This window comes from Donghicola sp. (genome assembly GCF_025210255.1).
GTDB lineage: Bacteria > Pseudomonadota > Alphaproteobacteria > Rhodobacterales > Rhodobacteraceae > Donghicola > Donghicola eburneus.
Window position 1 is genome coordinate 156407 of sequence record NZ_JAOARZ010000022.1, and the last position, 26514, is coordinate 182920.

General features: G+C 60.7%; 22 protein-coding genes. 13 read left to right on the top strand and 9 right to left on the bottom strand.

Going from position 1 to position 26514, the window contains the following annotated elements; all coding sequences use genetic code 11:
* Positions 1–199 precede the first annotated feature (199 nt).
* Positions 200–1105, bottom strand: a complete 906-nt coding sequence (locus N4A58_RS08040) for a LysR family transcriptional regulator (RefSeq protein WP_072707061.1) — start codon at positions 1103–1105, stop codon at positions 200–202.
* 171 nt (positions 1106–1276) lie between these two features.
* On the opposite strand from N4A58_RS08040, the gene N4A58_RS08045 reads away from it, so the two are divergent.
* The 12 genes from N4A58_RS08045 to N4A58_RS08100 all read left to right on the top strand — a co-directional run bounded on the left by N4A58_RS08045 (position 1277) and on the right by N4A58_RS08100 (position 16544).
* The gene (locus N4A58_RS08045; RefSeq protein WP_293708831.1) at positions 1277–4702 is read left to right on the top strand and encodes an indolepyruvate ferredoxin oxidoreductase family protein; all 3426 of its coding nucleotides are present in this window, start codon (positions 1277–1279) and stop codon (positions 4700–4702) included.
* A 76-nt stretch (positions 4703–4778) separates the two neighbouring features.
* Entirely contained in the window at positions 4779–5657 is an 879-nt protein-coding gene (locus N4A58_RS08050; protein WP_293708833.1) for a lysophospholipid acyltransferase family protein, read from the top strand.
* Positions 5658–5662: 5 nt separating this feature from the next.
* Entirely contained in the window at positions 5663–6475 is an 813-nt protein-coding gene (gene murI, locus N4A58_RS08055; protein ID WP_293708835.1) for a glutamate racemase, read from the top strand.
* A gap of 27 nt (positions 6476–6502) precedes the next feature.
* The gene (gene argC / locus N4A58_RS08060) at positions 6503–7531 is read left to right on the top strand and encodes an N-acetyl-gamma-glutamyl-phosphate reductase (RefSeq protein WP_293708837.1); all 1029 of its coding nucleotides are present in this window, start codon (positions 6503–6505) and stop codon (positions 7529–7531) included.
* A 79-nt stretch (positions 7532–7610) separates the two neighbouring features.
* Positions 7611–8069, top strand: coding sequence for a cytochrome c maturation protein CcmE (gene ccmE / locus N4A58_RS08065; RefSeq protein WP_293708839.1), 459 nt, complete (start codon positions 7611–7613; stop codon positions 8067–8069).
* A gap of 47 nt (positions 8070–8116) precedes the next feature.
* Positions 8117–8728 (top strand): holin-associated N-acetylmuramidase, encoded by a 612-nt coding sequence (locus N4A58_RS08070; RefSeq protein WP_293708841.1) that lies wholly within the window; start codon positions 8117–8119, stop codon positions 8726–8728.
* Positions 8719–9246 carry a holin family protein gene (locus tag N4A58_RS08075; RefSeq protein ID WP_293708843.1) on the top strand — a complete coding sequence of 176 codons (528 nt, stop codon included), beginning with the start codon at positions 8719–8721 and terminating at the stop codon, positions 9244–9246. Before N4A58_RS08070 ends, N4A58_RS08075 begins: the two co-directional genes overlap by 10 nt.
* A gap of 58 nt (positions 9247–9304) precedes the next feature.
* Positions 9305–11272, top strand: a complete 1968-nt coding sequence (locus N4A58_RS08080; RefSeq protein ID WP_293708845.1) for a heme lyase CcmF/NrfE family subunit — start codon at positions 9305–9307, stop codon at positions 11270–11272.
* A complete protein-coding gene (locus N4A58_RS08085; RefSeq protein ID WP_293708847.1) occupies positions 11269–11727 on the top strand; it encodes a cytochrome c-type biogenesis protein in 459 nt (152 codons plus the stop codon). The genes N4A58_RS08080 and N4A58_RS08085 overlap by 4 nt, the downstream gene beginning before the upstream one ends.
* Before the next feature lie 70 nt (positions 11728–11797).
* Complete coding sequence (locus N4A58_RS08090; RefSeq protein WP_293708849.1) at positions 11798–12574, top strand: enoyl-CoA hydratase-related protein; 777 nt, start codon at positions 11798–11800, stop codon at positions 12572–12574.
* 300 nt (positions 12575–12874) lie between these two features.
* Positions 12875–14452, top strand: a complete 1578-nt coding sequence (locus N4A58_RS08095) for a calcium-binding protein (RefSeq protein ID WP_293708851.1) — start codon at positions 12875–12877, stop codon at positions 14450–14452.
* A 355-nt stretch (positions 14453–14807) separates the two neighbouring features.
* Positions 14808–16544: a calcium-binding protein gene (locus N4A58_RS08100; protein WP_293708853.1), complete on the top strand. Its 1737-nt coding sequence runs from the start codon at positions 14808–14810 to the stop codon at positions 16542–16544.
* Positions 16545–16619: 75 nt separating this feature from the next.
* Here N4A58_RS08100 and gltA read toward each other — a convergent pair whose 3' ends face one another.
* Both gltA and gltX read right to left on the bottom strand, forming a co-directional pair.
* The gene (gene gltA / locus N4A58_RS08105; protein WP_293708855.1) at positions 16620–17915 is read right to left on the bottom strand and encodes a citrate synthase; all 1296 of its coding nucleotides are present in this window, start codon (positions 17913–17915) and stop codon (positions 16620–16622) included.
* Positions 17916–18061: 146 nt separating this feature from the next.
* Positions 18062–19465 carry a glutamate--tRNA ligase gene (gltX, locus tag N4A58_RS08110; protein ID WP_293708857.1) on the bottom strand — a complete coding sequence of 468 codons (1404 nt, stop codon included), beginning with the start codon at positions 19463–19465 and terminating at the stop codon, positions 18062–18064.
* A gap of 78 nt (positions 19466–19543) precedes the next feature.
* Between gltX and N4A58_RS08115 the strand changes: the two genes are divergently transcribed.
* Positions 19544–21589 carry a ComEC/Rec2 family competence protein gene (locus N4A58_RS08115; protein WP_293708859.1) on the top strand — a complete coding sequence of 682 codons (2046 nt, stop codon included), beginning with the start codon at positions 19544–19546 and terminating at the stop codon, positions 21587–21589.
* Here the strand turns inward: N4A58_RS08115 and lexA are convergent.
* The 6 genes from lexA to N4A58_RS08145 all read right to left on the bottom strand — a co-directional run bounded on the left by lexA (position 21583) and on the right by N4A58_RS08145 (position 26405).
* Positions 21583–22284, bottom strand: a complete 702-nt coding sequence (gene lexA, locus N4A58_RS08120) for a transcriptional repressor LexA (protein ID WP_293708861.1) — start codon at positions 22282–22284, stop codon at positions 21583–21585. The genes N4A58_RS08115 and lexA overlap by 7 nt on opposite strands.
* Positions 22285–22356: 72 nt before the next feature.
* A complete protein-coding gene (locus N4A58_RS08125) occupies positions 22357–23526 on the bottom strand; it encodes a molybdopterin molybdotransferase MoeA (RefSeq protein ID WP_293708863.1) in 1170 nt (389 codons plus the stop codon).
* The gene (moaC, locus tag N4A58_RS08130; protein ID WP_293708865.1) at positions 23523–23999 is read right to left on the bottom strand and encodes a cyclic pyranopterin monophosphate synthase MoaC; all 477 of its coding nucleotides are present in this window, start codon (positions 23997–23999) and stop codon (positions 23523–23525) included. The genes N4A58_RS08125 and moaC overlap by 4 nt, the downstream gene beginning before the upstream one ends.
* A complete protein-coding gene (trpC, locus tag N4A58_RS08135) occupies positions 23999–24811 on the bottom strand; it encodes an indole-3-glycerol phosphate synthase TrpC (protein WP_293708867.1) in 813 nt (270 codons plus the stop codon). Before trpC ends, moaC begins: the two co-directional genes overlap by 1 nt.
* The gene (gene trpD / locus N4A58_RS08140; protein WP_293708868.1) at positions 24808–25827 is read right to left on the bottom strand and encodes an anthranilate phosphoribosyltransferase; all 1020 of its coding nucleotides are present in this window, start codon (positions 25825–25827) and stop codon (positions 24808–24810) included. The genes trpC and trpD overlap by 4 nt, the downstream gene beginning before the upstream one ends.
* Positions 25824–26405, bottom strand: a complete 582-nt coding sequence (locus N4A58_RS08145; RefSeq protein ID WP_293708869.1) for an aminodeoxychorismate/anthranilate synthase component II — start codon at positions 26403–26405, stop codon at positions 25824–25826. The genes trpD and N4A58_RS08145 overlap by 4 nt, the downstream gene beginning before the upstream one ends.
* Positions 26406–26514 lie beyond the last annotated feature (109 nt).

The window sequence follows — 26514 nt, forward strand, 5'->3', positions numbered from 1 at the left end:
CTGGTGGCGCCGCAAAAAAAAGGCCGAGCACTAAGCTCGGCCGAAGTCCAACAGGGAGGTATGAAGCGGAAGCGCCAAAGTGCGCGACCAGCTTCGACGGTCGAAATAGGGATCACTGGTGACTCGATCAAGACTCGAATTGCCGCAGGAGCGACATTCCTGCTATGCATATAAGGCATAGCTAGGCAGACGTCGCATCTTACAGCGGCGGTTCGTCCGGATAAGCCCGCCGGGATTCGGCGATCTCGGACTGTACAAACTCTCGGAACGCGGCGATCCGCTGGGACTGTCGCAACTCCTCTGGGTAAGCAAGGTAGACCGGAACTTCGGCGCTTTCAATTTCTGGCAGCACTCTGACAAGGTCTGGGAAGTCAACTGCCAAATATTGAGGCAGAACCCCGATCCCGAGATCGTGAATGGCCCCCTGAAGGACGCCGAAATAGCTGTTTACGGTCAAAGTCGATGAAATATCGTTGGCAAGGATGGACGCCACCAGCTGCGCACCGGCCCCGACCTGAGGGGTGCTAGGGCTCTGGCAGATCAGGCGGTGGTTGGCCAATTCCTCTAGTTTTTCGGGCGCGCCGTGCATTTTGATGTAGTTCTGCGAAGCGTACATCCGCATGCGGACGTTAAACAGACGCTTGCGAACCAGATCGGCTTGGCTGGGCTCTTTCATGCGGATGGCAACGTCGGCCTCGCGCATGGGCAGGTCCAGCACGCGCTCTTCGAGCATCAGGTCAATCTTGAGATTCGGATACTGTTCATAGAGCTTGGTCAGACGCGGCGCGAGCCACATGGAGCCAAAGCCCGTGGTCGTGGTGACGCGCAATTCGCCGAACACTTCTTCTTCGCTGTCCTTGATCCGCGCAGACGCCGCATCAAGGCGTCGCGACATCGCCGAGGTGGCGTCAAACAGCAATTCGCCCTGTTCGGTGAGAATCAGTCCCCGTGCGTGACGGTGGAACAGCGTGGTGTTCAGGCTCTCTTCGAGGGCCCGAATTTGCCTGCTGACCGCAGATTGAGACAGATGCAGCACGTCACCGGCGTGTGTGAGGCTGCCTGCATCCGCGACCGCGTGAAATATCCGTAATTTGTCCCAGTCCATCTTTGTAACTTTCTGCCCGCTCTTCGTACCTTAGACGAAATGTCATTCATTTGAACGGATTATACACGAGGAATTGTGCAAAAACCCGAACTTTCGCCTTTGTGGGTCAGTATTTGTGACCTAACCTTGTGCTATACTATAGCACGCACATTGAGCGAGGGGAGGCGCGAGATGAGCAAGCACACAGTTACTTTGGAAGATCGTTTTGATCTGACGAAATCCCCGATTCTATTGAACGGAACGCAGGCACTGGTGCGACTTATGTTGGCACAACGTGAACGCGACCGTGTGGCCGGGCTGAACACAGCAGGTCTGGTGACGGGATATCGCGGCTCGCCCTTGGGCGCGGTCGATATGCAGATGACCCGCGCAGGCCGGGTTCTAAGTGAACATGACGTTACATTTCAGCCCGGTTTGAACGAGGATTTGGCCGCCACCGCGCTCTGGGGTAGCCAACAGGCCGAACTGCGCGGCGAGGGCAAATTCGACGGCGTCTTTGGCCTTTGGTACGGCAAGGGGCCGGGCGTCGACCGGTCCGGCGACGTGATGCGCCACGCGAATATGGCGGGCTCGTCTCGTCATGGCGGTGTTCTGATGGCGATGGGGGATGACCACACGGGCGAATCCAGCACCGTCTTGCACCAGTCCGACTGGGCCATGGTGGATGCCTACATGCCTGTGGTGAACCCGGCGGGTGTTCAGGAAATTCTGGACTACGGTCTCTATGGCTTTGCGCTGTCGCGGTACGCCGGTGTTTGGGTTGGCCTCAAGACGATGAAGGATACGGTCGAGGCAACGGGCGTTGTGGATGGTGATCCGCACCGTGTTCAGCTGGTCCAGCCGACTGACTTCACGATGCCAAGGGGCGGTCTGAACATCCGCCTCGGCGATACGCCCCACGCCCAGGAGGCGCGGATGATCGACTACAAGCGCTTCGCCGCTGAAGCCTTTTCTCGCGCCAACAACATGGACAAGCGGGTCTGGGGCAAGGCAGGCGCCAAGATTGGCTTTGTCGCTGCGGGAAAAAACTGGCTCGATCTGGTGCATGCCTTCAACCTGCTGAACATCGACGCGGCTGAGGCTGAACGTCTGGGACTGACGACATACAAGGTCGGGCAGACGTGGCCGCTGGACATGCACGGGTTCCACGACTGGGCCGAGGGGCTCGACCTGATCATCGTGGTCGAGGAGAAGCGCAAGTTGATCGAAGTGCAGGTCAAAGAAAGCATCTTTGACGACCGCCGCGGCCGCCGCGTCTATGGCTGGCACAAAGGCGGTGGGGCAGGGGCCGACCACGGCGAGGAGTTGTTCCCGACCCGAATGGCGCTGGACCCCGTCATGATCGCCGAAAAGATCGGGGGTATTCTGATCGAAGAGGGGCGCGGCACGGATGGAGTCCGCGCGGGACTCGAAACGCTCGCCAACGCCCGCCGCGCCGACAACGCCGAAGATATCGCTGCGCGTTTGCCCTATTACTGCGCGGGCTGTCCGCACAACACATCCACCAAAGTGCCCGACGGCCACCGCGCCTATGCGGGGATCGGCTGTCACTACATGGTGCAATGGATGGACCGGAACACCACCGGCTTTACCCATATGGGGGCCGAAGGAGCGAACTGGATCGGCGAGGCACCGTTCAGTAACCGCAAGCACGTGTTCCAGAACCTCGGGGACGGGACGTATAACCACTCGGGCGTTCAGGCGATCCGGGCCGCTTTGGCGGCGGGGACGAACATCACCTACAAGATCCTTTATAATGACGCGGTGGCGATGACCGGCGGTCAGCCGAACGAAGGGGGCCTGTCCCCTCAGCGCATTGCCTGCGAATTGCAGGCCATGGGGGTCGGCCACATCGCGGTGGTCTATGACCCCAAAGAAGAGGTCGATCTGGATGCTTTTCCCAGGGGCCTGAAAATGCACGAACGCAGCGAGATGCCCCGCGTTCAAGAGGACTGCGCGCAGATCGAGGGCGTCTCTGCCATCATCTACATCCAGACCTGCGCCGCCGAGAAACGCCGCCGTCGCAAGCGCGGGTCGTTCCCTGATCCGGATCAGCGGGTGTTCATCAATACTGATATCTGCGAGGGCTGCGGGGATTGCGGGGTGCAGTCGAACTGTGTGGCGATCACTCCGGTCGAAACCGAACTGGGTCGCAAGCGTGCCATCGATCAGTCTGCCTGTAACAAGGATTTCAGCTGCCTTGATGGCTTCTGCCCATCCTTTGTCACGCTCAAAGGGGCCAGGCTGCGCAAACAGGCGACCACAGCGCTGGACCTGCCGGATATGCCTTTGCCCGAGTTGCCGACGATCAACGGGACGTGGAACGTGGTTGTCACGGGCGTTGGCGGAACGGGCGTTGTGACCATCGGCGCGGTGCTGGCGCAGGCCGCGCAGATCGCGGGCCTTGGCGCAGGGATGATGGAAATGGCTGGCCTCGCTCAAAAGGGCGGCGCGGTGCACATCCATTGCCGACTGGCCAATCAGCCCGACGACATCAGCGCGATCCGCGTGGCAACGGGCGAATGTGATGCCTTGATCGGCGGGGATCTGGTGGTGAGCGCGGGGGCGAAAACGCTCGGCCTCACTAGCGAGGACCGAACCGGAGCGGTGGTGAACAGTCACGACACGGTCACTGGCGACTTTACCCGTGATCCATCGTTCAAGCTGCCGTCCGACCGTCTGTCATTGGCGCTAGAGGCGCGTCTGAAAGAGCGCGTGCAGATGCTCGACGCCAGCACTTTGGCCAAGAACACCCTTGGGGACAGCATCTTTTCGAACATGATCCTGCTCGGCGCGGCGTGGCAGCGCGGGCTGATCCCCATTGCTCAAGACGCTCTCGTCGATGCGATCAAACTCAACGGCGCCGCTATAGACAACAACCTGCGGGCCTTCGAGATTGGGCGGTGGACGGCGCTCTACCCCGAAGAAGCCTTTGCCCTGAGTGCGCCCGTGGAAGTGAACTTGCCGCAGTCGCCAGATGACAAGATCGCATACCGGACCGACCATCTGCACACCTACGGCGGTGCGCGTCTGGCGCGCCGCTATACCAAGCTGCTCGACGGGATTAACGACCCCGAACTGAAGCTTGCCGTCGCCGAAGGCTACCACAAGCTCTTGACCTACAAGGACGAGTACGAAGTGGCCCGCCTGCTGCTGCAAACCCGCAAGCTGGCCGAAGAGGAGTTCGATGGTGACTTCGAGATGAGCTATCACCTCGCACCCCCAATCTTGGCCAAAGAGGGGGCGAATGGCCGTCCGAAGAAGCGGGAATTCGGCACTGGCATGGACCGCTTGTTGCGGCTCTTGGTGAAGCTACGTCCGCTGCGGGGCACACCGTTTGATCCTTTTGGCCGCACGGCAGAGCGCAAGATGGAGCGGGCCCTGATCCGCGAGTATGAGCGCGACATGGATGAGGTGTTGGCGCAGGTCACGCCTGCCACCCGCGATATCGCGATTGCTCTGGCGAAACTGCCGCTCGACATCCGCGGTTTCGGGCCGGTCAAGGAAGAGAACGCCACCAAAGCACGCGCAAAACGCGAAGAGCTTTTGGCGGCTTTCCGCTCTGGTGGACCCGAATTGGCGCAAGCGGCGGAATGACAAAAATGCGCGCGGAAAGTGGATGACAGACTGCGCGCATTTGTGTTCAGAAACGACATCTGTCGGGAGGAACACCATGACGAGGGGCAAAGAGGTCGCGCGCGAAATCAGCTATGCCCATTCCGCAACATCGCGGAGCGGGGCAGCCTTGATTCGCCTGATGGAGAACGTGACCGGCCGCCTCGGCCTAATCCGCAAGGCTTTGGGATACGAACACGAAGTCGCCCAAGGTCGCGACTTCTGGGAGGTGATGGTCGAGCGCTACCGCCTGTCGCTCGACGTGATGGGCGGATCGCTGGACAATATCCCCAAAAATGGCCCGCTGATCCTGATCGCCAATCACCCTTACGGCATCCTCGATGGGCTGATGATGGGGCACATCCTGTCGAAAACCCGCGGGGATTTTCGCATTCTGGCCCATCAGGTGTTTCGCAAGGCCGAGGATCTGAACCGCGTGATCCTGCCCATCGCCTTTGACGAAACGAAAGAGGCAGTCAAACTGAACCTCGAAACCCGCAAAAATGCGCTGAATTATCTGAACGAAGGCGGGGCGATCGGCGTTTTTCCGGGGGGCACGGTGTCCACCTCGGCCAAGCCGTTCTCGCGGCCCATGGACCCGGGATGGCGCAGTTTCACCGCAAAAATGGTGGCGAAATCCAATGCGACCGTGGTCCCGATCTACTTTGATGGTCACAACAGCCGCATGTTCCAACTGGCCAGCCATCTGCACTACACCCTGCGCATGGGCCTCTTGATCAAGGAGTTCCGCGCGCGCGTCGGCACCCCTGTCCGCGTTGTCATCGGCCAGCCCATCGACCCTACCGAGATTGCCAAGAGGTCGAAGGACACGCGAGAGATGATGGATTTCCTGCGAAAAAGCACCTATGCCCTCTCGCCAAAGCCATACGCATCGTATGATTATGGCTTCGAGTTTGAAGAAAAACACAAAGGCTAGGGCAGATGGCAGTAGGGATTTTCGACTCGGGTCTCGGAGGACTGACCGTGCTGGATGCCGTCAGCCGCCGTTTGCCCGACGTACCGCTGGTCTATTTCGGGGATAACGCACACGCGCCGTATGGCGTGCGCGATGCAGACGACATTTATGATCTGACGACCAAGGCCGTCACCCGTATGTGGGACGAAGGCGTCGATCTGGTCATTATCGCCTGTAACACCGCGAGCGCGGCCGCCCTGCGCCGGATGCAGGAAAGCTTTCTGCCCACCGACAAACGCTGCCTTGGTGTGTTTGTCCCGCTGATCGAGGCGCTGACCGAACGCCAGTGGGGCGACAACAGCCCGCCGCGTCAGGTCAAGGTCCAGCACGTGGCTCTGTTCGCGACCCCTGCGACCGTCTCCAGCCGCGCGTTCCAGCGCGAATTGGCATTCCGCGCAATCGGCGTGGATGTCGAAGCCCAAGCCTGCGGCGGTGTGGTCGATGCCATCGAAGAGGGCGACATGATCCTTGCCGAAGCGTTGGTGCGCAGCCACGTGGACGCGCTGAAGCGCAAGATGCCCAAGCCCGAAGCCGCCATTCTTGGCTGTACCCATTATCCGCTGATGGAGGCGACCTTTCAGGACGCTTTGGGCGCGGATGTTGAAGTGTACAGCCAAGCCAACCTCGTGGCCGAAAGCCTCGCTGATTATCTGGAGCGCCGCCCTGAAATGCTGGGCAAGGGAACAGAGAGCATGTTCTTGACCTCGGGCAATCCGGCCAAAGTTTCGGCCCGCGCCACCCAATTCCTGCGACGCGAGATCAAGTTCCGCGCCGCCTGATAACCGTTTGATAAAAGGGATAAACCCATGTCCTACAAAGTCGCCATCATTGGCGCCTCGGGTTACACCGGGGCAGAGCTGATCCGCTTGATCGCCACCCACCCCGAGATCGAAATTGCAGCTCTGGGGGCAAACTCCAAGGCCGGTCAAACCATCGCGCAGGTCTTCCCGCATTTGCGTCATTTGGATCTGCCGCCGCTCGTCACCATGGACGAGATCGATTTCAGCCAGATCGACCTGTGCTTCTGCGCCCTGCCGCACAAGACCAGCCAAGAGGTCATCAGCCAGCTGCCCAAAACACTGAAGATCGTGGATCTGTCTGCGGACTTCCGTCTGCGCGACCCCGCGGAATACGAGAAGTGGTACGGCAACCCCCACGCTGCGGTCGAGATGCAGAAAGAGGCTGTGTACGGCCTGACCGAATTCTACCGCGACGACATCAAGAACGCCCGTCTGGTGGCCGGCACTGGCTGTAACGCGGCCACCGGCCAGTTCGTCCTGCGCCCGCTGATTGCGGCTGGCGTCATTGATCTGGACAACATCATTCTGGACCTGAAATGCGCAGTGTCCGGCGCGGGTCGTTCGCTCAAAGAGAACCTGCTGCACGCCGAACTGTCCGAGGGCTATCACGCCTATTCCGCTGGCGGTACCCACCGTCACTTGGGCGAGTTTGATCAGGAATTTTCGGCCATCGCGGGCCGTCCGGTCAAAATTCAGTTCACGCCCCACTTGATCCCCGCCAACCGCGGCATTCTGGCGACCAGCTATGTCCACGGTGATGCAGCCAAGATCCACGAGACTCTGGCAGCCGCCTACAAGGACGAGCCCTTTATCGAGGTTTTGCCCTTCAAGGAACTGCCCTCGACCCGCCACATCCGCGGCTCGAACTTCTGCCACATCGGCGTGGTTGCCGATCGTATCGAGGGCCGTGCCATCGTGGTCGCCGCGCTGGACAACCTGACAAAAGGCTCCAGCGGGCAGGCGTTGCAGAACGCCAACCTGATGCTCGGGATCGAGGAAACGACCGGCCTGATGTTGGCCCCGTGCTTCCCCTAATGACATCGCGCCGCAGGGGCTTGGACCTTGCGGCGCATCCGCATATATTGCGGAACACGAATATTCGGAGGAGGTTCGAATGAAGTCGCTGAAAAAGACACGCCGCATTCAGGTGATCGCAGTTGCGGTCGTCGCACTCGTCGTGTCCACCGGCCTGATCGGCTATGCGATGCGCGACGGCATCAACTTCTTCCGCGCCCCCAGCCAGATCGTGGCAGAGCCGCCTGCGCCCAATGAAACCTTCCGCATTGGCGGTTTGGTCGAAGAGGGTAGCCTGAAGCGCGGCGAGGGCGAGACGATCAGCTTCTCGGTGACCGACGGTGGTGCGACTGTCCCTGTGGTCTATACCGGCGTTCTGCCCGATCTGTTCGGCGAGAACCAAGGCATGGTGGGCACAGGCCGTTACATCAACGGCGTGTTCGAGGCTTCTGAAATCCTCGCCAAGCATGACGAAAGCTACATGCCCAAAGAGGTTACGGATGCCTTGAAAGAGCAGGGCGTTTATCGTGAGCCGGACGGTGAAGATACCAGCAGTTAACGGCTGTTCATAATCCTTGGCCCTCGAAACAGCATTCGGGGGTTCGAATGGACAAAATTACCAAAATGGCTTGGGACATCGTCGCGCGCGAAGGCGGCTATGTGGACGATCCCGACGATTCGGGCGGCGCAACCAATCACGGTGTGACTATCGGGACGGTGCAGCGTTTGGGGCTCGACCTGACCGGCGATGGGCGCGTGAACGCCGCAGATGTGCGAGCGTTGACCCGAGAACAGGCCGTGCAGATTTTCCTTGATCATTACTATCTGAAACCGCGCATCGACCAGTTGCCGGACGTGCTGCATGACACCGTGTTCGACATGTATGTCAACGCAGGTGCCAACGCGATCAAGGTCCTGCAGCGTCTGCTGACCCAGATGGGCCACGGTTTGAAGGACGATGGCGTGATCGGCCCGATCACGGTTGCGGCCTGTCATGCGGCGGCGGCCGTGTCTTCCAGCCACCTGCGCGATGCCTACGGAATCGCACGCCGCAACTACTATTACCGTCTCGCGGACCAGCGTCCCGCCAGCCGCAAATATGCCCGCCGCCGCGACGGGGGCAAAGGCGGCTGGATCGCCCGGGCCGAAGAATTCATCTCGCCCCGCTATCACCTGACGGACGCAGACCACACCGCGCGGGTGGCCTCATGGGGATGATGTGGAACGCGATGGACCTTCTGTTCGGGGGGCGCAACGTGATCGCCGACACCGCCCATGTCTGGCGTGAAAACGCCGAGGCGTCCGGGCAGCGGGCTGTGCAAATGCAGTCGGCCGCGCTGGATCAACTGGCCGCCGAATACGCCCGCCCGCGACAGAGCTGGTTTGACGGGTTTGTGGATGGGCTGAACCGCTTGCCGCGCCCGATGCTGGCGCTGTCGGTGCTGGGGCTCTTTGGGATGGCGATGCACGATCCGGTCTGGTTCGCGGCGCGAATGCACGGGCTCGCGCTGATTCCAGAGCCGCTCTGGTGGCTGATGGGCGTGGTGGTCAGCTTTTACTTTGGCGCGCGGCATCAGGCGAAAACCCAGTCATTTCAGCGCGATATGATCACCACCGCAGCCCGTGTCCCTCAGGTGGTCCAGCAGATACAAGCGATCGAAAGTTTGGCCAAACCGGACAATCCCGCGCTGGCAGAGTGGCGCAGACTGGCAGATCACGGACCCGCGACAAAGTGAACTTAAGTCGGGGCTGATTGTGATTGGCCCCGAGACTTCAAATGCCTAATATCCGCGCATGATTACAGAGCTCGGACACTTCGCCCTTATCCTCGCCTTTCTGGTTGCCATCGTTCAGGCAATCGTCCCGTTGATTGGCGCCCATAAACGCTGGCACGGCTGGATGGCCGTGGCCGAACCCGCTGCCGTCGCGCAATTTCTGCTGACGGCTGCGTCTTTTGCCGCTTTGACCCACGCCTTTGTTGTGTCGGATTTCAGCCTAAGGCTCGTGGTGCTGAACAGCCATTCGGCCAAGCCGATGCTGTATAAAATCAGCGGAGTGTGGGGCAACCACGAAGGGTCGATGCTGCTCTGGGTGCTGATCCTGACGCTATTTGGCGCGTGTGCGGCTTGGTTTGGCGGGCAGCTTCCGCCGACACTCAAGGCCCGCGTTCTGGCCGTGCAGTCCGCGATCTCTGTGGCGTTTTTCGCCTTTATTATCTTTACCTCGAACCCGTTCCTGCGCCTCGCAGTGCCGCCCTTTGATGGGCAGGACCTGAACCCGCTGTTGCAGGACCCCGGTTTGGCCTTCCACCCGCCGTTCCTCTATCTGGGCTATGTGGGCCTGAGCATGGCCTTCAGTTTCGCCGTCGCCGCCCTGATCGAAGGGCGCGTGGATGCCGCGTGGGCTCGCTGGGTTCGTCCGTGGACTCTGGCTGCTTGGGTCTTCCTGACCATCGGCATCGCGCTGGGCTCTTGGTGGGCCTACTACGAGCTGGGTTGGGGCGGTTTCTGGTTCTGGGACCCCGTGGAAAACGCCAGCTTCATGCCGTGGCTCATCGGCGCGGCGCTCCTGCACTCGGCCATCGTGGTGGAAAAGCGCGAAGCTCTGAAAAGCTGGACCATCCTACTGGCCATCCTCGCCTTCGGCTTCTCGCTCATCGGCACATTCATCGTCCGTTCAGGCGTGCTGACCTCGGTCCATGCATTCGCCAATGACCCCGAGCGCGGTGTCTTCATCCTGTTCATCCTCGCGTTCTTCATGGGCGGAGCGCTGACCCTGTTCGCTGCCCGCGCCAACGTGATGGAGGCGAAGGGTGTCTTTGGCATGGTCAGCCGCGAAAGCGCGCTGGTCGCCAACAACATCCTGCTCGCTGTGGCGGCGTTCGTGGTGTTCATTGGGACCATCTGGCCGCTGGTGGCCGAGATGTTCTTTGACCGCAAACTGTCGGTCGGGGCGCCGTTCTTTAACATGGCCTTCACGCCCTTCATGGTGGTTTTGGGCCTGATCCTGCCGCTCGGGTCTATGCTCCCATGGAAGCGTGGCAATCTGGGCCGTGTGGGACGTCATCTGGTGCCCGCGCTGGTGCTGGCCGTTGCCGTTGCCGCGCTGGCATATGCGCTGCAAACCGGCAAAACTGCGCTGGGTCCGATTGGCCTGCTGCTGGGGACTTGGATGGTTGCTGGCGCTGCGATGGATCTATGGAGCCGGACGGGCCGCGGAGCCAACCGCTTTGGCCGCCTGCGCCGTATGCCGCGCGCCGACTGGGGCAAAGCGGTCGCCCATGCCGGCCTTGGCATCACCTTCATCGGTGTCTCTGGTCTGATGGCTTGGGAGCAAGAGGACATCCGCACAGTCCAATTGGGCGAGCCCTTTGACGTGGGCGCCTACACGCTGGTCCTGAACGACGTCCAAGAGGTCAAAGGCCCCAACTACATCTCGACCATGGGTGATTTCACCCTGTCCAAGAACGGCAACGTGATCTCGACCCTTCACCCTGAAAAGCGCATCTATCCCGTGGCGAAAATGCCCACGACCGAAGCGGCCATCGATGGCGGTCTGTTGCGCGACGTCTATGTCGTGATCGGCGATCCGCAGTCGGACGGCGGTTGGGCGGTGCGCACCTATATCAAGCCGCTGGCGAACTGGATTTGGCTCGGCTCGATCATCATGGCAGTGGGCGGCGTGCTCAGCCTGTCGGACCGTCGTTATCGCGTTGCAGCTGGCGCCCGCAAAGCGCCCGCCCAAGGAGTGCCCGCAGAATGAAACGCCTGATCCTTGCCTTGGCGCTCATCCTGTCGGCGCCCTTTGCCTATGCGGTGCAGCCGGACGAAGTGCTGCCCGATCCCGCGATGGAACAGCGGGCGCGGGACATCTCGGCCGGTCTGCGCTGTCTGGTCTGCCGCAATGAAAGCATCGACGAATCGAACGCCGAACTGGCGCGCGATCTGCGCCTCTTGGTCCGTGAGCGTCTGCTCGAAGGGGACACCAACGACGAGGTGGTGGACTACGTGGTGGACCGCTACGGAGAATACGTCCTGCTGAATCCGACCACGCGCGGCTCCAATATTTTCCTGTGGCTTGCAGGCCCGATCATGGCGGTCATCGCCCTGATCCTCGCGTTCTTCTACCTGCGGGGGCGTGCCACTGCCAAACCCGCGACCGAGGATCGCCTGAGCGCGGACGAAGAAGCGCGTCTGAGCGAAATCCTCAAGGACTGACGCTGGGTTTTTCTTTTCTGCTCTCGGGCTTTCCGCTTTGATGCGGGCCAGAGAGCAGAGGAGGCCTTTCATGCAATTCCAGACCATCCGTTACGAGATCGCGGACGACATCGCAGTCCTGACCCTGAACCGTCCGGACGTGATGAACGCGCTGTCCTCGCAGATGCGCGCCGAGATCCTCGAAGCGGTCAAGGACGCGGGCAAAAACGCCCGTGCACTGGTCATGACAGGCGAAGGGCGGGCTTTTTGTTCCGGTCAGGATTTGTCCGATGCAGGCACCCTGAACGCTCTGGATCTGGAGCGTGTGCTGCGCGACGAATATGTCCCCATGCTGCAAGCGATCTACGATTGCCCCGTGCCGACCATCTGCGCTGTGAACGGCACGGCAGCAGGGGCAGGGGCCAACCTCGCGCTCGCGGCGGACGTGGTAATCGCCACCGAAAGCGCCGTCTTCCTACAGGCGTTTGCCCGCATCGGCCTGATGCCTGACGCCGGTGGCACCTATTGGCTGCCTCGCCAGATGGGCGCTGCCAAAGCCATGGGCGCAGCCCTGTTTGCGGAACCCATTACCGCGCGCCAAGCCGACGAATGGGGCATGATCTGGGAGGCCGTCCCAGACGCCGAATTCAACGCGCACTGGCGCGCCCGCGCCGCGAAATTGGCCAGCGGTCCGTCGATCGCCTACCAGCACATCAAAGCCTCGTTCCGTGGCAGCTGGGACAACAATCTGGAACAGCAACTCCTCCTCGAGGCGCAGCTTCAGGGCACCTGCGGCGGCACCCGCGATTTCAAAGAGGGCGTTATGGCTTTCCTCGAAAAACGCCCAGCGTCTTACGAGGGGCGCTAAATCCCTCGTTATTAATCATTGACCGGATCTCGATCCCGGCGGCGATGGTTAACCTAAATTTCCGATTTAATTTCATAAGGCTCGTGCATCATGCATGGTGTGCGGACCTTTGCATTTTCGACGTAAAGTAGATCCACACTTGCAAATCGAGCATTTATTCCAAACTCTGAATTACGGGTCAGGCAGGTGATTAACACCTTTCGTTTAAAAGTGAATGCGTCAGTTAAGGCGCAAATTGGTGCGAAAATGATTGGTTTAATGCTGTTCTCCCTCCTCGCGAGTTAAGGGGTCTATTCGGTTGTGGTTAATGACTCCTCTGACAGCTCTTCTGACGACAGCTCCGATCAGGATCGCGACCAACGTCTGGCAGCCAGCGACGATGACGATGTGATCAACGCCAGAGCGGGCGACGACACCGTTCTGGGTGGTGACGTCGCGGACTTGATCTCTGGCGGGGCAGGCGGCGATCTGCTGAGAGGCGGGGACTGGTACGACACGATCAGCGGCGACCAAGGTAACGATACGCTCGATGGTGGCGGCTTTAACGATCTTCTGTTTGGAGGGAGCGGGGACGATTCTATTGTCGGCGGCGACGTGAGTCTTGGCGGGGGCGACACGCTGCTTGGCGGGGATGGTGATGACACTCTGGCAGGTTACGCAGGGCACGACTGGCTGATCGATGTCGATGGCAACAACACCTTGAGCGGCGGCGTTGGACAGGACGTCTTGATCTCGGCAGGTGATTTTTCAGACGACGCCGGTGGCGGCCTCTCGACTCTATATGCCGACTTGAAGGGCGGCCTCACAGAGCTGAATTTCACCTGGCAGCTGGCCTCATCCAAGACTCTTGCTATGGCACTTGACCAAGAGGACGCGAGTGGCGCAGACGTTCTGGATGGGGGCAGCGACAGCGATATCCTAGCATTTGGGGCAGGAGATACCGTTACCGGCGGCGGCGAAGAAGACACCTTTGCTGTGGTTCAGCACCACTTGCTGTCTGGTGACGCTCCGGCCACTATCACGGACTACGAGGATTTAGACCCTACCCAGTCCTGGGGGACTTCCGACCATATTCATTACATGTACTCTGCCACCACTGGCGAACCCGACCTGAGTATTGAGCATACAGAGACCGGTGTGAACCTCTATGACGGTGGAAAGCTGGTGATGGTGATTGGCGGTGATACCGAGGGCTTCACCCTAGATGATATCACCCTGTCCGTCTTGGCGGCGAAAGTCGGTGTGGGTAATGAAGACCTTACCGGCGGTACTGGGGATGATGCCTTCTACCTTCAAGACGGCAATGACAAAGCTTCGGGCGAGGAGGGTAACGACACCCTGTATGGTGGCGATGGCAGGGACACGCTGAATGGCGCTGCCGATGATGACTGGCTAATGGGCGGCGATGGCTCCGATACTCTAAATGGCGGCACTGGTGACGACACTCTGAATGGGATCGACTCTGACAATATTAGGGCTTGGTTTACTGACTATGGCGAAGGGACCTACGGTGAGATCGTATTGTATGATCCGGTGCAGACCGATGGTGCGGACCTTCTCAACGGCGGCTACGGAGATGACGTGCTGCTCGTCGGTGCAGGAGATACCGCGATCGCCGGAGAGGGCACGGATCTAATTGTTGTGATTGACCATGATGGCAGCGACGAGCTTGCTGTGCTCGAAGACTACAACCCCTCCGAGGATGTGCTGATGATCAAGTATTTGGGCGACGAGGCGCCTGAAATAACGACATCGGTCAACGAGGATGGGCACACAGTGGTGGCACTAGACGGAAAGGAAACCTTCGTGATCAAGACGGTTCTGCCTGCAAATTTCGGAACCCCGCACTTGTCTCACTACAACTCAGGCTTTGTATAAAACAGTCGCAGTGAATGAAAGCCGCCCCGAAACGGGCGGCTTTCTTTTTTGAAAGAGAGTTAATGGGTGCCGTTGCAAGACGCTTGAACTCGCTCCATGGGGTTACCCAACCTTGCCCTTGATCTATGGAAGGCAACTTAATTGCAGCCGTCGTGGTTAACATGGATTTTCCATTAGGTTGCAGAAGCTTGATGGGAATTCTCGCACCTTCGGGTCTTTGGTCTGTTAACGTAAAGTAAATCCATACTTGCCAATGCCACATTTTTGCCAAATTCTGTCTCACGGGTCAGGCAGGTGATTAACACCTGTCTTTTAAAAGTGAATGCGTCGGTTAAGGCGCGCAATTGGTGTGAAAATGATTGGTCTAATTCTATTCTCCCTCCTCGCGAGTTACGGGGTCTATTCGGTTGTGATCGACGACTCCTCTGACGACAGCTCGGATCACGATCACGACGAGCGTCTGGAACACGAAGGGGATGACACATCGAGTGACGACGACACCTCGAGCGATGACTCCTCAAGCAATGACAACTCGGACGGCGACGACTCCGGCTCTGACAGTACCGAGCGAGTCGAGAATGGCTCCAAAGGCGATGACATTCTCTATGGGTCGAACAAAGCAGACACCATCAGCGGCGGCCAAGGGGACGACTCCATCGAAGGCTATGGCGGAGCCGACAGTCTGTCTGGTGGCCGGGGTCACGATTGGATTTTCGGTGGGAACTGGCGTGACACCATTGATGGCGGCGCGGGTGGAGATGAACTGTCGGGCAACCGCAGCGAAGACCTGATCTACGGCGGCGACGGCAACGATTCCCTCTATGGTGGCTCGCAGAGTGACACGCTCCTTGGCGGTGATCGCGCGGATACCCTAGAGGGCGGCGATGGCACTGACACCTTGATTGATCTCGACGGCAAAAACAGCCTGTCCGGCGGACAGGGGAATGACATGATCATCGCGGCAGGGTCGGGTGATCAGGCCGCTGCTTTCACGGCGCTGGCCAGTGGCGAAGATATCGACATTCGCACCTTCATGGACTGGGTTGGTGATGCAGATACCAGCGGCGCGGACGAGGTTCACGGCGACGGCGGCAACGACACCCTGTTCATCGGGTCTGACGATACCGCGACAGGTGGCAGAGGCTTGGACACCTTCAGCGTTATTCGTGATTTCCTCGTGGACGGGGATGAACCGGCGGTGATCACAGACTTCAATCCCGGCGTGGATATAATCGATTATACGGTTTCCTCGAATGCCACCCTTTCGATCAACTACGAGGATGGCTATGCCGAACTTGTCGATGGCGAAAAGGTAGTGATCCGCCTTGAAGGGGCGGATGAAAGCTTCACACTGGATGATATCGTCGTAACTGGCCTGTTCGCGCCTGAGGATGGGGTCACTTCTGACGAAAGGTTCGGTTCTATCTATGACGATCTTTTCTTAGGCAGTGATGAAGACGATCGCTTTGAGCCACTTGGGGGCGATGACACGGTCTATGGAGAAGGCGGTGATGACCGCTTGTTCACTTGGGGTGGCGATGACTTCGTTTCAGGCGGTGAAGGGAATGACTATCTGGACGGCAATTCCGGCAACGACGAAGTGGTCGGCGGCACGGGTGACGACACGATCTTTGGTGACACCGGCGATGACCTGCTGAACGGCACCAGCGCGGATCTGCGCTATGTCCGTTTCGATGTTGGCGAGGACGAAACCATTATCGATGTCCCGATGGATAACGACACCATTTCGACCGAGGGCTTTGACCTCATCAAAGGCGGTGAAGGCAATGACATTCTGATTGCTGGCGGCGGGGATACGATCGATGGCCGTGATGGTGCTGACGCCCTGATCCTGGTTGAAACGGCGGACAGCGACGACGTGATCGCAATCCGCGCCTTTGACCCGTCAGAGGACTACCTGATGATCAAATACGAGGGAGACACTGCGCCCGTGATCACCACCGAACAGGACGCAGACGCGCAGGGGACGATGATCTATCTTGATGGCGTTGCCTTCGCGCAGATCAACCAACCGCTTCCCAGCACCTTCAATCTCGCGAACGCGATCGGGCTGGAGCCGTTTTCCGGCTAACCCCACCCAATGCCGAAACGAAAAAAGCCGCCCCGAAACGGGCGGCTTTCTTTTTGGCCGGGAGTAAGAGCGCGATTAGCGCTCTTCGATGTCGATGTACTCGCGCGAGGTTTCGCCGAGGTACAGCTGACGGGGACGGCCAATTTTCATCTGCGGATCCGACAGCTGCTCTTTCCACTGCGAAATCCAGCCCACGGTCCGCGACATCGCGAAGATCGGGGTGAACATCGAGGTCGGGAAGCCCATCGCCTCGAGGATGATGCCCGAGTAGAAGTCGACGTTCGGGAACAGCTTCTTCTCTGCGAAGTAGGGGTCTGCCAGAGCGGCCTGCTCCAGTTCCTTGGCGGTCGCGAGGATCGGGTTGTTCTCGACACCCAGCAGCTCCAGAACTTCGTCAGCCGACTGCTTCATCACGGTCGCGCGGGGATCGAAGTTCTTGTAGACGCGGTGGCCAAAGCCCATCAGGCGGAACGGATCGTTCTTGTCCTTGGCGCGGGCGATGTACTCGGGGATGCGATCGGGGGTGCCGATTTCCTTGAGCATTTCCAGACATGCCTGGTTTGCGCCGCCGTGTGCGGGGCCCCAGAGGCAGGCGATGCCAGCCGCGATACACGCAAACGGGTTCGCACCCGAAGACGACGCCAGACGTACGGTCGAGGTCGACGCGTTCTGCTCGTGGTCCGCGTGAAGGGTGAAGATACGGTCCATCGCGCGGGCGAGGATCGGGTCAACGTGGTACTCTTCTGCGGGCACGGCAAAGCACATGTGCAGGAAGTTCGACGCGTAATCCAGATCGTTGCGCGGATACACGAAGGGCTGACCGATCGAGTACTTGTACGCCATTGCCGCGATGGTGGGCATCTTGGCGATCAGGCGGTGCGATGCGATTTCGCGCTGGCGGGGGTCCGCGATGTCGGTCGAGTCATGGTAGAACGCCGACATGGCGCCAACCACACCCACCATGGTTGCCATCGGGTGCGCGTCACGACGGAAGCCACGGAAGAAGTTGTGCATCTGCTCGTGGATCATGGTGTGACGGGTGATGGTAGTCTCGAACTTTTCCAGTTCGGCGGCTGTGGGCAGGTAGCCGTAGAGCAGCAGGAAGCAGACCTCGAGGTAGTGGGATTTGCCGGCCAGCTGGTCGATGGGATAGCCGCGGTGCAGCAATTCACCCTTGTCGCCGTCGATGTAGGTGATGGTGCTGTCGCAGGCAGCGGTCGAGGTGAAGCCCGGATCGTAGGTAAAGACACCTGCCTGAGCGTACAGCTTGCGGATATCGAGCACGTCAGGTCCCACACTCGGCGAGTGGATCGGCAGATCGTAGGTGTTCTCACCAATCGTCAGCTTCGCGGTCTTTGTAGTATCAGCCATCGTCATTCCTCTTGAAAGGCCCTCGAACACGGGTCCCGGGGCTACCTCCCGTCGGCCGGTGCTCCGGCCAGGGTACGCTATATTATCTAGTCCCTTTTTCCGGCCAGTGGAGGCCGGAAAGGGTTTTCATGGTCAGCTTCTCCGGCTTAGCCGTTCGCTGCGTCGTTAAAGCGGGCAAGAGTTTCCTCGCGCCCGAGAACAATCATCATGTCGAATACGCTAGGAGAGACCGAACGACCCGCAAGGGCTGCCCGCAGCGGACCTGCCATTTTGCCAAACTTCAGCTCGCGAGCTTCGGCAAATTGGTTCAGCACCTCCTCCAACGCCTCACGCGTCCAGCTAGCATTTTGCAGGTGCGGCGTCAATTCTGACAGTATACCACGGGATACCGTGTCGAGGTTCTTTGCAGCTTTTTCGTCGGGCGCGATGGGACGGTCCGCGAAAACAAATGCTGCTTTATCAATTAGTTCTGGGAAAGTCTTTGCGCGATCTTTCAGGCAGAAAAGCGCATTTTTAAACAGTTCTTTTTTCTCGGGTGTCAAAGCGGGCTGATTGGTCGCGCTGAAAAATGCCTCAATTTCTGCGAGCAGTGCAGCATCGTCTGTTGCAGCAATGTGTTGGCCGCACAGATTCTCCAGCTTTTTGAAGTCGAGACGCGCGGGTGATTTGCCGATCCCCTTGAGATCAAACCACTCTTTGGCCTGTTCATCCGAGAAGAATTCGTCGTCCCCGTGGCTCCAGCCCAGACGCGCCAGATAGTTGCGCATGCCCGCGGCGGGGTAGCCCATCGCCTGATATTCCTCGACCCCCAAGGCGCCGTGGCGCTTGGACAGCTTCTTGCCATCGGGACCGTGGATCAGCGGGATGTGGGCGTAGACGGGCAGGGGCCAGCCCATCGCGGTATAAATGCCCATCTGGCGCGCCGCGTTGTTCAGGTGGTCATCCCCGCGGATCACATGAGTCACGCCCATGTCGTAGTCGTCCACGACCACAGCCAACATGTAAACTGGGCTACCATCCGAGCGCAGCAGGATCATGTCATCCAGCTGGTCGTTGCGGATTTTCACCGTGCCCTGCACTTCGTCTTCGATGACGGTGGTGCCTTCGGTCGCGGTTTTCAGACGGACCACATAGGGCGCGTCCGGATAGGTGCTGGGATCAGCATCACGCCACGGGCTCTGGAACAGGGTGCTGCGGCCCTCTTCTTTGGCTGCGTCGCGGAACGCCTGAATTTCCTCTTGCGTGCTAAAGCACTTGTACGCCTTGCCCGCGTCCAGCAGCTCCAGCGCCACTTCGCGGTGACGGTCGGCGCGCGCGTGCTGGCTGATCGGCTCACCATCGTGGTCCAGACCCAGCCAGTCCAGTCCCTTCAGGATTGCGGCGGTCGCCTCGGGGGTCGAGCGTTCGCGGTCCGTATCCTCGATCCGCAGCAGGAATTTGCCCCCGCGGCCACGGGCATAGAGCCAGTTGAACAGGGCGGTGCGGGCCCCGCCGATATGCAGGTAGCCGGTGGGCGAGGGTGCAAAACGGGTGACGACGGCGGAGGTCATGACAGGATTTACCTTTGCTTAGGAAAGTTCGTGCAGCGTTCGGGACGTGTCTATCGACCCCATATTTGGGTGGCAAGAGTGCGTGCACCTGCAGCAATCCGCAAAGAATGGCTGAAACAAGAGGGGGCCTTGTTCCTATGGGCGCCCGTTTGCCTTGGCCTTGGGGTGGGTCTGTATTTCGCCGCTGTGCGCGAGCCAGCGCTCTGGCTCCTGTGGGCTATGGGCCTGATAGCCCTGCCCATGGTGATCGGCGGCCGGTGGCTTGGCGTTTATATTGGCCCCGTGGTGGTCGGCATCGGACTGGGGCTCGGCGGATACGTCCTTGCCGCGGCAGAGGCGTTGCGCCACGCCGAGCCTGTCCTGACGTCGCGGTACTATGGCCCTGTCGAGGGGCGCGTCATCCTCCAAGACCGTGCAGCCTCTGGCGCCCTGCGCCTGACCTTGGACCAAGTGCGTCTCGATCGGCGCCGCGCGCCCCACCGTGTGCGCGTTGCCCTATATGATGACACCAGCCCGCCCCCCAAGAACGGCGATACGGTGATCCTGACCGCCCACCTGTCGCCGCCCTCGGGTCCGGCAGAGCCGGGCGGTTTCGATTTTCGCCGCCATGCGTGGTATCAGCGGCTTGGCGCTGTGGGCTATTCGCGGACGCCGGTTCTGCTCCGTGATCCTGCGCCCCAAGACCTCTCTCTGATGCGCCTGCGCCAAACCTTTGTCACCCGCATCCGCGCGGCCCTGCCAGACCAAAGCGGTCACATCGCCGCCGCGCTCTTGGCTGGCGATCGCTCCGGCGTCCCGCCAAGTACGGTGCAAGCCTTGCGCGACAGCAACCTCGCGCATCTTCTGGCGATCTCGGGTCTTCACATGGGGCTGCTCGCCGGACTGGTCTACGCGGTTACGCGGCGCACCCTGTCGCTGATCCCGCGCATCGCCCTCTATCACCCGACCAAGAAGATTGCCGCCGCCGTCGCCCTGACATGTGCCGCCGCCTATCTCGGGCTGTCGGGGGCCAGCGTCGCGACCCAGCGGGCCTTTGTCATGGCGGCCGTCGGTCTCTGTGCAGTTATGGCTGATCGCAGGGTTTTCAGTCTGCGCTCCGTCGCCACCGCAGCGCTGGTCCTGCTGGTCCTGCAGCCCCACGCCCTGACGGGGCCGGGATTTCAGATGTCCTTTGCCGCGACGACCGGTCTGATCGCCGGTTTCGACCTGCTCAGCCCCCACCTCGCACGGATCAAGCGCCGCTGGCTCCAAGCGATCATCGTCACCCTCATGTCCTCTGCCATGGCGGGGGCGGCAACCGCCCCGTTTGCAGCGGCGCATTTCAACCGCCTGTCGGACTACGGTCTGATCGCAAACCTGCTCGCGACGCCTCTCATGGGCACCGTGGTCATGCCCGCAGGGATCGCAGGGGCCGTGCTGATGCCCTTCGGGCTGGAAAAACCCGCTTTGGTCGTCATGGGCTACGGCATCGACTGGATCATTGGCGTGGCCGAAACGGTTTCCGCGTGGCCGAGCGCGGTCACACCCGTGCACACGCCGAACACCGCTGCCTTTCTGCTGCTGACAGGCGGCGCGCTTTTTCTGTCCATTCGGCAGGGGATCGGCCGACTCGCTGGCATTATCGCCATCACTGCTGCTTGCCTACTGTGGAGCCAAACGCCTCGCCCGCAGGGTCTGGTGTCAGACGATGGCAAACTCGTCGCCGTCCTCTCGGACACAGGCCGCGTCCCGAGCCATCCCAAAGGCGCAGGGTTCGTCGCCTCTGTCTGGCTCGAAAACGACGGCGATCCCGCCTCGCAATCCGAAGCCGCCGCGCGCGCCGGATGGCGCGATGCCCAAAGCGGCCAAGTCTGGGAGGCAGGCGCATGGACCATCCTGCATATCAAGGGCAAACGCGAAGCCCGCGCCTTTGACGGATGCTCTGGCAAAACTTGGGTGATCTCTGATCAGGACTTAGACAAAACGCTCGGCTCAGGCGATTGCCGGATTACCACACCGAGAGACCTGCGCAAATCCGGCGCGCTCGCGTTCCACATCGGCGGCGACCAGTTGGCCATCACATCTGCCAGAGAGCACACGGGCCAGCGGCTTTGGAACACACGGGCCCGCGGTACGGATCAGTAGCTGCGGATCAAACCGACCAAGCGGCCCTGCACCTCGACCTGCCCCTCACGGAAGACGCGGGTCTCATAGGCTGGGTTCGCAGCTTCCAGCGCAATCGAAGACCCGCTCTTGCGATAGGTCTTCAGAGTCGCTTCATAGCCCTCAACCTGCGCAACAACGATATCGCCGTTCTTCGCATCTTCGGTCTCGAGGATGATCACCAGATCACCATCGTTGATGCCCGCTTCGATCATCGAGTCCCCGCGGACCTCTAGCGCGTAGTGATTGCCGCGCCCACGCAGCATCATGCCGGGCACTGCCACGCTGGTATCGCCGTCGCCAATCGCCTCGATCGGGACACCAGCAGCGATCCGGCCCATCAAGGGCAGCTCTGCCACATCGCCACGTTCGACCGGAATCCCCTTGAGCGCGGGGGCCGGGGCGTGCGCAGGCGCGGCGGGCTTATCGCCCTCAATCACCTGCGGGACAAAGCCGCCCATCGCATCGGGCAGCTTCACAATTTCAATCGCGCGGGCGCGGTGCGCCATGCGGCGGATGAAGCCGCGCTCTTCCAAAGCTGTAATGAGCCGGTGGATGCCCGATTTCGACCGCAAATCCAGCGCCTCTTTCATTTCGTCAAAAGACGGCGGCACGCCATCGCGCTGCACCCGCTGGTGGATGAATTCCAGCAAATCCTTCTGCTTTTTCGTCAGCATGTTCCGCCCCGTGATGTTCGCATATCTCGGGTTTGTTCTACCGATGTTCCCGTTTTGTGTCAACGGGATTGCTTAAATTGCAATGTATTCCACGGTTTCGCCCGCCGCGCGGGGGCCGTCGCCCACGGGCCGGATCAACAGTGCATTCGCGCCCGCCAATACGGTCAGCAGCGACGAATCCTGCGAACCAGCCGCCGTGATTAGACCGTCCGCCACAACCGCCCGCATATAATGTTCACGCGGACCATTCGCGCCCAAGTCAGCCGCCAGAGCCGCCGTGCGCCGTGCAGGTGCGACAGCAGGCAGGCCCAGCATCACATCGAGCATCGGACACAGGAACAACTGCCCGCAGACCAGCGCCGACACCGGATTTCCGGGCAGGCCGACCATCACCTGATCGCCCAATTTGCCCGCCATCAGCGGTTTGCCCGGACGCATGGCGATTTTGTAGAAACTGGTGTCCATGCCCAAATCGCGGGCCACGGGACCAACCAGATCGTGATCCCCGACCGAGGCCCCACCGATGGTCACGATCATGTCCGCGCCCTTGGCCAGCTGAAAGCCGAAACGCAGGGCGTCCTCGGTATCACGGGCGATGGGCAGCATCCGCACCTCGGCCCCGCGTGCTTCGAGCATCGCTTTCAGGCCAAAGTTATTCGAGGCTATGATCTGGTCCGCCGCAGGGTCTTCGCCCGGCATGCACAGCTCGTCGCCCGTGGCCATGATCGCCACGATGGGGCGCCGCCGGACGGGCAGGGCAGGGATGTTCATTGCCGCGGCCAAAGCCACATGCGCTGGCCCCAACCGCACCGGCGCTTCCATCGGATCGCCCGCCGCGAAATCCCCGCCAGCAGGGCGAATGTGCCCGCCGCTGTCCAGATTGTCCTGCAGGGTAATTGTGTCGCCAGACCGCTCCACGTCCTCTTGGATCACCACGCGGGTCGCGCCGTTGGGAATGGGCGCGCCGGTGAAGATCCGCACCGCCTGACCGCGCCCCACGACGCCGTCAAACGCGTGGCCCGCAGCGGCCTCTCCGATCACGGTCAGCACATCGCCAGAGGCTACATCGCCCGCCACCGCATAGCCATCCATCGCCGACGCAGCAAAGGGCGGCTGGGTGCGCTGCGCATAGACCGTCTCGGCCAACACGCGCCCACCGCATGACGCCAAAGGAACCGTCTCAGCCGACAGAGGCTGGACTAGTGCGAACAACCGCGACAGCGCCTCTGCGACAGAGATCATTCCGCTTCGATCCTTCCGGATTTTCCGCCGTCCTTCAAAGTCACGCGAATGCCGCCAATTTCCATGTACTTATCGACCGCTTTGACCATGTCATAGACGGTCAGGGCGGTGGTGCTGACAGCGGTCAGCGCCTCCATCTCGACCCCGGTTTGGCCGGTGGTTTTGACGGTTGCGGTGATCTGCACGCCGGGCAGATCGGCATCGATTTCCAGATCGACGGACACCTTGGTGATCGGCAGCGGATGGCACAAAGGGATCAGTTCGGGCGTTTTCTTGCAGCCCATGATCCCCGCCAAGCGGGCCACTCCCAGAACGTCGCCCTTCTTGGCGCCGCCGTCGGCGATCATTTCCATGGTGGCGGGGGCCATGCGGACCCAGCCTTTGGCCGTTGCGATCCGGCTGGTGACGGCCTTTTCGGACACGTCAACCATGTGGGCCTGCCCCTCGGCGTCGAAATGGGTCAGGCCGCTCATTACAGCGCCCCCGAGGTCAGCGGGTTCGCCAGAATCTCGCGGGTCGCTTGCTCCACGTCGTCCTGACGCATCAGGCTCTCGCCAATCAGGAAGGTGCGCGCGCCGTAGCGGGCGATGTCCGCCAGATCAGCAGGGGTGAACAGGCCGGACTCCGACACGATCAGACGATCCTCGGGGACCAGTTTCGCCAGCGACTTGGTCGTTTCCAGCGTGGTCTCGAATGTCTTGAGGTTCCGGTTGTTGATCCCCATCAGCGGCGATTTCAGCTTGGTCGCGCGCTCTAGTTCCTCTTGGTCGTGGACCTCGATCAGAACGGACATGCCCCAACCAAAGGCCGCATCTTCCAGCTCTTGGGCCAGCGAATCCTCGACCGAGGCCATGATGATCAGAATGCAGTCCGCCCCCAAAGCGCGGGCTTCGGCGACCTGATAGGTGTCGTACATAAAGTCCTTGCGCAGGGCGGGCAGGTTGGTGGCCTCACGCGCCTGAACGAGGAATTCCTTGGCCCCTTGGAAGCTGGGGGTGTCGGTCAGCACGGACAGACAGGTCGCGCCGCCCGCCTCATAGGCTTGGGCCAGCGCCGCAGGATCGAAATCCTCGCGGATCAGCCCCTTGGACGGGCTGGCTTTCTTGACCTCTGCGATCAGACCATACCCCTCGCGAGAGGCTTTCATCAGGCTCTCGGCAAAGGGACGGACAGGGCCCGCATCCCGCGCCGCGGCCTCGACCTCTGCCATGGGGCGCTCAGCCTTGTCAGCGGCGACCTCTTCCAGCTTGTAGGCTTTGATCTTGTCGAGAATGGTGGTGCTCATGCTGCCCCCGATGTGATTTTTGCCAGCGCGTCTACGGCCCGTTTGGCCGCGCCGCTGTCGATGCTTTCCGCCGCGATGGCGACGCCTTCTTTCAGATCTGCGGCTTTGTCCGCCACGATCAAGGCCGCCGCTGCATTCAGCAGAACCGCGTCGCGATAGGCGCCTGCCTGACCTGCGAACAGATCCAGCATCGCTTTGCCGTTTTCCTCGGGCGTGCCGCCCAGAATGTCGCGCAGCGGATGCACCGGCAGGCCCGCATCCTCTGGGTGGATTTCACGGCTGTGGATGGCGCCGTCCTCTAGCGCGGCCACGGCGGTGGTGCCGGTGATCGCGATCTCGTCCGTGCCGTCAGAGCCATGCACCAGCCATGCCTTTTCAGAGCCCAGCTGTTGCAGGGTCTCGGCCATGGGGTGGATCAGATCGACCGCAAAAGCCCCTGTCAGCTGGCGCTTGACCCCCGCAGGGTTGGTCAGCGGTCCCAGAATGTTGAAAATCGTTTTGCAGCCCAGCTCGGTCCGCACAGGCATCACATGCTTCATCGCCGGATGGTGCATGGGGGCCATCATAAAGCCGATGCCCGCCTCGGCGATGGCTTTCTCGACCACGTCCGCCTCGACCATGACCTCAATACCCAGAACGGCCAGCGCATCCGCCGCGCCCGCTTTGGACGACAGCTTGCGGTTGCCGTGCTTGGCCACCGGAACGCCAGCGCCTGCCACAACGAAAGCAGTCGCGGTGCTGATGTTCAGCGTGCCCATCCCGTCGCCGCCGGTGCCCACGATGTCCATCGCGCCCTCGGGCGCCGATACCGGCACACACTTGGCGCGCATCGCTGCCGCCGCCGCCGCATATTCCGACACAGCCTCGCCGCGCGCACGCATCGACATCAGCAAACCCGCCACCTGCGCCGGAGTCGCCTGACCCTCGAACAGGATCTCGAACGCCTGATTGGCCTGAGCGCGGCTCAGAGGGCCTTCGGACGCGGCGTAGATCAGCGGCTTGATGGCATCGGTCATGCGGGTACCTTCATATCGTTCAAAAAGTTCTGCAGCAGGGCGTGGCCGTGCTGGCTGGCAATCGACTCAGGGTGGAACTGAACCCCGTGAATCGGCAGCTCTTTGTGCTGCAGACCCATGATGGTCCCGTCCTCCAGCTCTGCGGTCACTTCCAGACAGTCGGGCAGGGTCTCGCGCTCGACCACCAGCGAATGATAGCGCGTCGCTTCAAAGGGCGAGGGCAGGCCAGCGAACAGCCCTTTGCCGGTGTGATGCATGATGCCCATTTTGCCGTGCACAATCTCGTGGCAGCGGACAACATTCCCGCCAAATGCCTGACCGATGGTCTGGTGGCCCAGACACACACCCATCAGGGGCGTGCGGGTCTCGGCCGCGGCTTCGGTCAGGGCCAGACAAATACCGGCCTGATCAGGGTCACACGGGCCAGGCGACAGCAGAATTCCCGCCGGTTTCAAGGCCATAGCCTGTTGCACATCCAGCGCATCATTGCGCTTGACGACAACATCCGCGCCCAACTCACCTAGATAGTGGACCAGATTGTAAGTAAAGCTGTCATAGTTATCGATCAGCAAAAGCATGGGCAGACCTTTGAATAAATGGGTAGAGCCCCCTGTGCGGGTCGGGGTATACATGTTCAGGCTTGGCAAGCGGCGTCAAGGGCGCGACCAAGCATTAAGTCAGGGATTT

What these genes read in the sequence shown, in the direction of transcription:
- N4A58_RS08040 (WP_072707061.1), bottom strand. Translation starts at nt 1,105, where the DNA reads ATGGACTGGGACAAATTACGGATATTTCACGCGGTCGCGGATGCAGGC.
- N4A58_RS08045 (WP_293708831.1), top strand. Translation starts at nt 1,277, where the DNA reads ATGAGCAAGCACACAGTTACTTTGGAAGATCGTTTTGATCTGACGAAA.
- N4A58_RS08050 (WP_293708833.1), top strand. Translation starts at nt 4,779, where the DNA reads ATGACGAGGGGCAAAGAGGTCGCGCGCGAAATCAGCTATGCCCATTCC.
- murI (WP_293708835.1), top strand. Translation starts at nt 5,663, where the DNA reads ATGGCAGTAGGGATTTTCGACTCGGGTCTCGGAGGACTGACCGTGCTG.
- argC (WP_293708837.1), top strand. Translation starts at nt 6,503, where the DNA reads ATGTCCTACAAAGTCGCCATCATTGGCGCCTCGGGTTACACCGGGGCA.
- ccmE (WP_293708839.1), top strand. Translation starts at nt 7,611, where the DNA reads ATGAAGTCGCTGAAAAAGACACGCCGCATTCAGGTGATCGCAGTTGCG.
- N4A58_RS08070 (WP_293708841.1), top strand. Translation starts at nt 8,117, where the DNA reads ATGGACAAAATTACCAAAATGGCTTGGGACATCGTCGCGCGCGAAGGC.
- N4A58_RS08075 (WP_293708843.1), top strand. Translation starts at nt 8,719, where the DNA reads ATGGGGATGATGTGGAACGCGATGGACCTTCTGTTCGGGGGGCGCAAC.
- N4A58_RS08080 (WP_293708845.1), top strand. Translation starts at nt 9,305, where the DNA reads ATGATTACAGAGCTCGGACACTTCGCCCTTATCCTCGCCTTTCTGGTT.
- N4A58_RS08085 (WP_293708847.1), top strand. Translation starts at nt 11,269, where the DNA reads ATGAAACGCCTGATCCTTGCCTTGGCGCTCATCCTGTCGGCGCCCTTT.
- N4A58_RS08090 (WP_293708849.1), top strand. Translation starts at nt 11,798, where the DNA reads ATGCAATTCCAGACCATCCGTTACGAGATCGCGGACGACATCGCAGTC.
- N4A58_RS08100 (WP_293708853.1), top strand. Translation starts at nt 14,808, where the DNA reads ATGATTGGTCTAATTCTATTCTCCCTCCTCGCGAGTTACGGGGTCTAT.
- gltA (WP_293708855.1), bottom strand. Translation starts at nt 17,915, where the DNA reads ATGGCTGATACTACAAAGACCGCGAAGCTGACGATTGGTGAGAACACC.
- gltX (WP_293708857.1), bottom strand. Translation starts at nt 19,465, where the DNA reads ATGACCTCCGCCGTCGTCACCCGTTTTGCACCCTCGCCCACCGGCTAC.
- lexA (WP_293708861.1), bottom strand. Translation starts at nt 22,284, where the DNA reads ATGCTGACGAAAAAGCAGAAGGATTTGCTGGAATTCATCCACCAGCGG.
- N4A58_RS08125 (WP_293708863.1), bottom strand. Translation starts at nt 23,526, where the DNA reads ATGATCTCTGTCGCAGAGGCGCTGTCGCGGTTGTTCGCACTAGTCCAG.
- moaC (WP_293708865.1), bottom strand. Translation starts at nt 23,999, where the DNA reads ATGAGCGGCCTGACCCATTTCGACGCCGAGGGGCAGGCCCACATGGTT.
- trpC (WP_293708867.1), bottom strand. Translation starts at nt 24,811, where the DNA reads ATGAGCACCACCATTCTCGACAAGATCAAAGCCTACAAGCTGGAAGAG.
- trpD (WP_293708868.1), bottom strand. Translation starts at nt 25,827, where the DNA reads ATGACCGATGCCATCAAGCCGCTGATCTACGCCGCGTCCGAAGGCCCT.
- N4A58_RS08145 (WP_293708869.1), bottom strand. Translation starts at nt 26,405, where the DNA reads ATGCTTTTGCTGATCGATAACTATGACAGCTTTACTTACAATCTGGTC.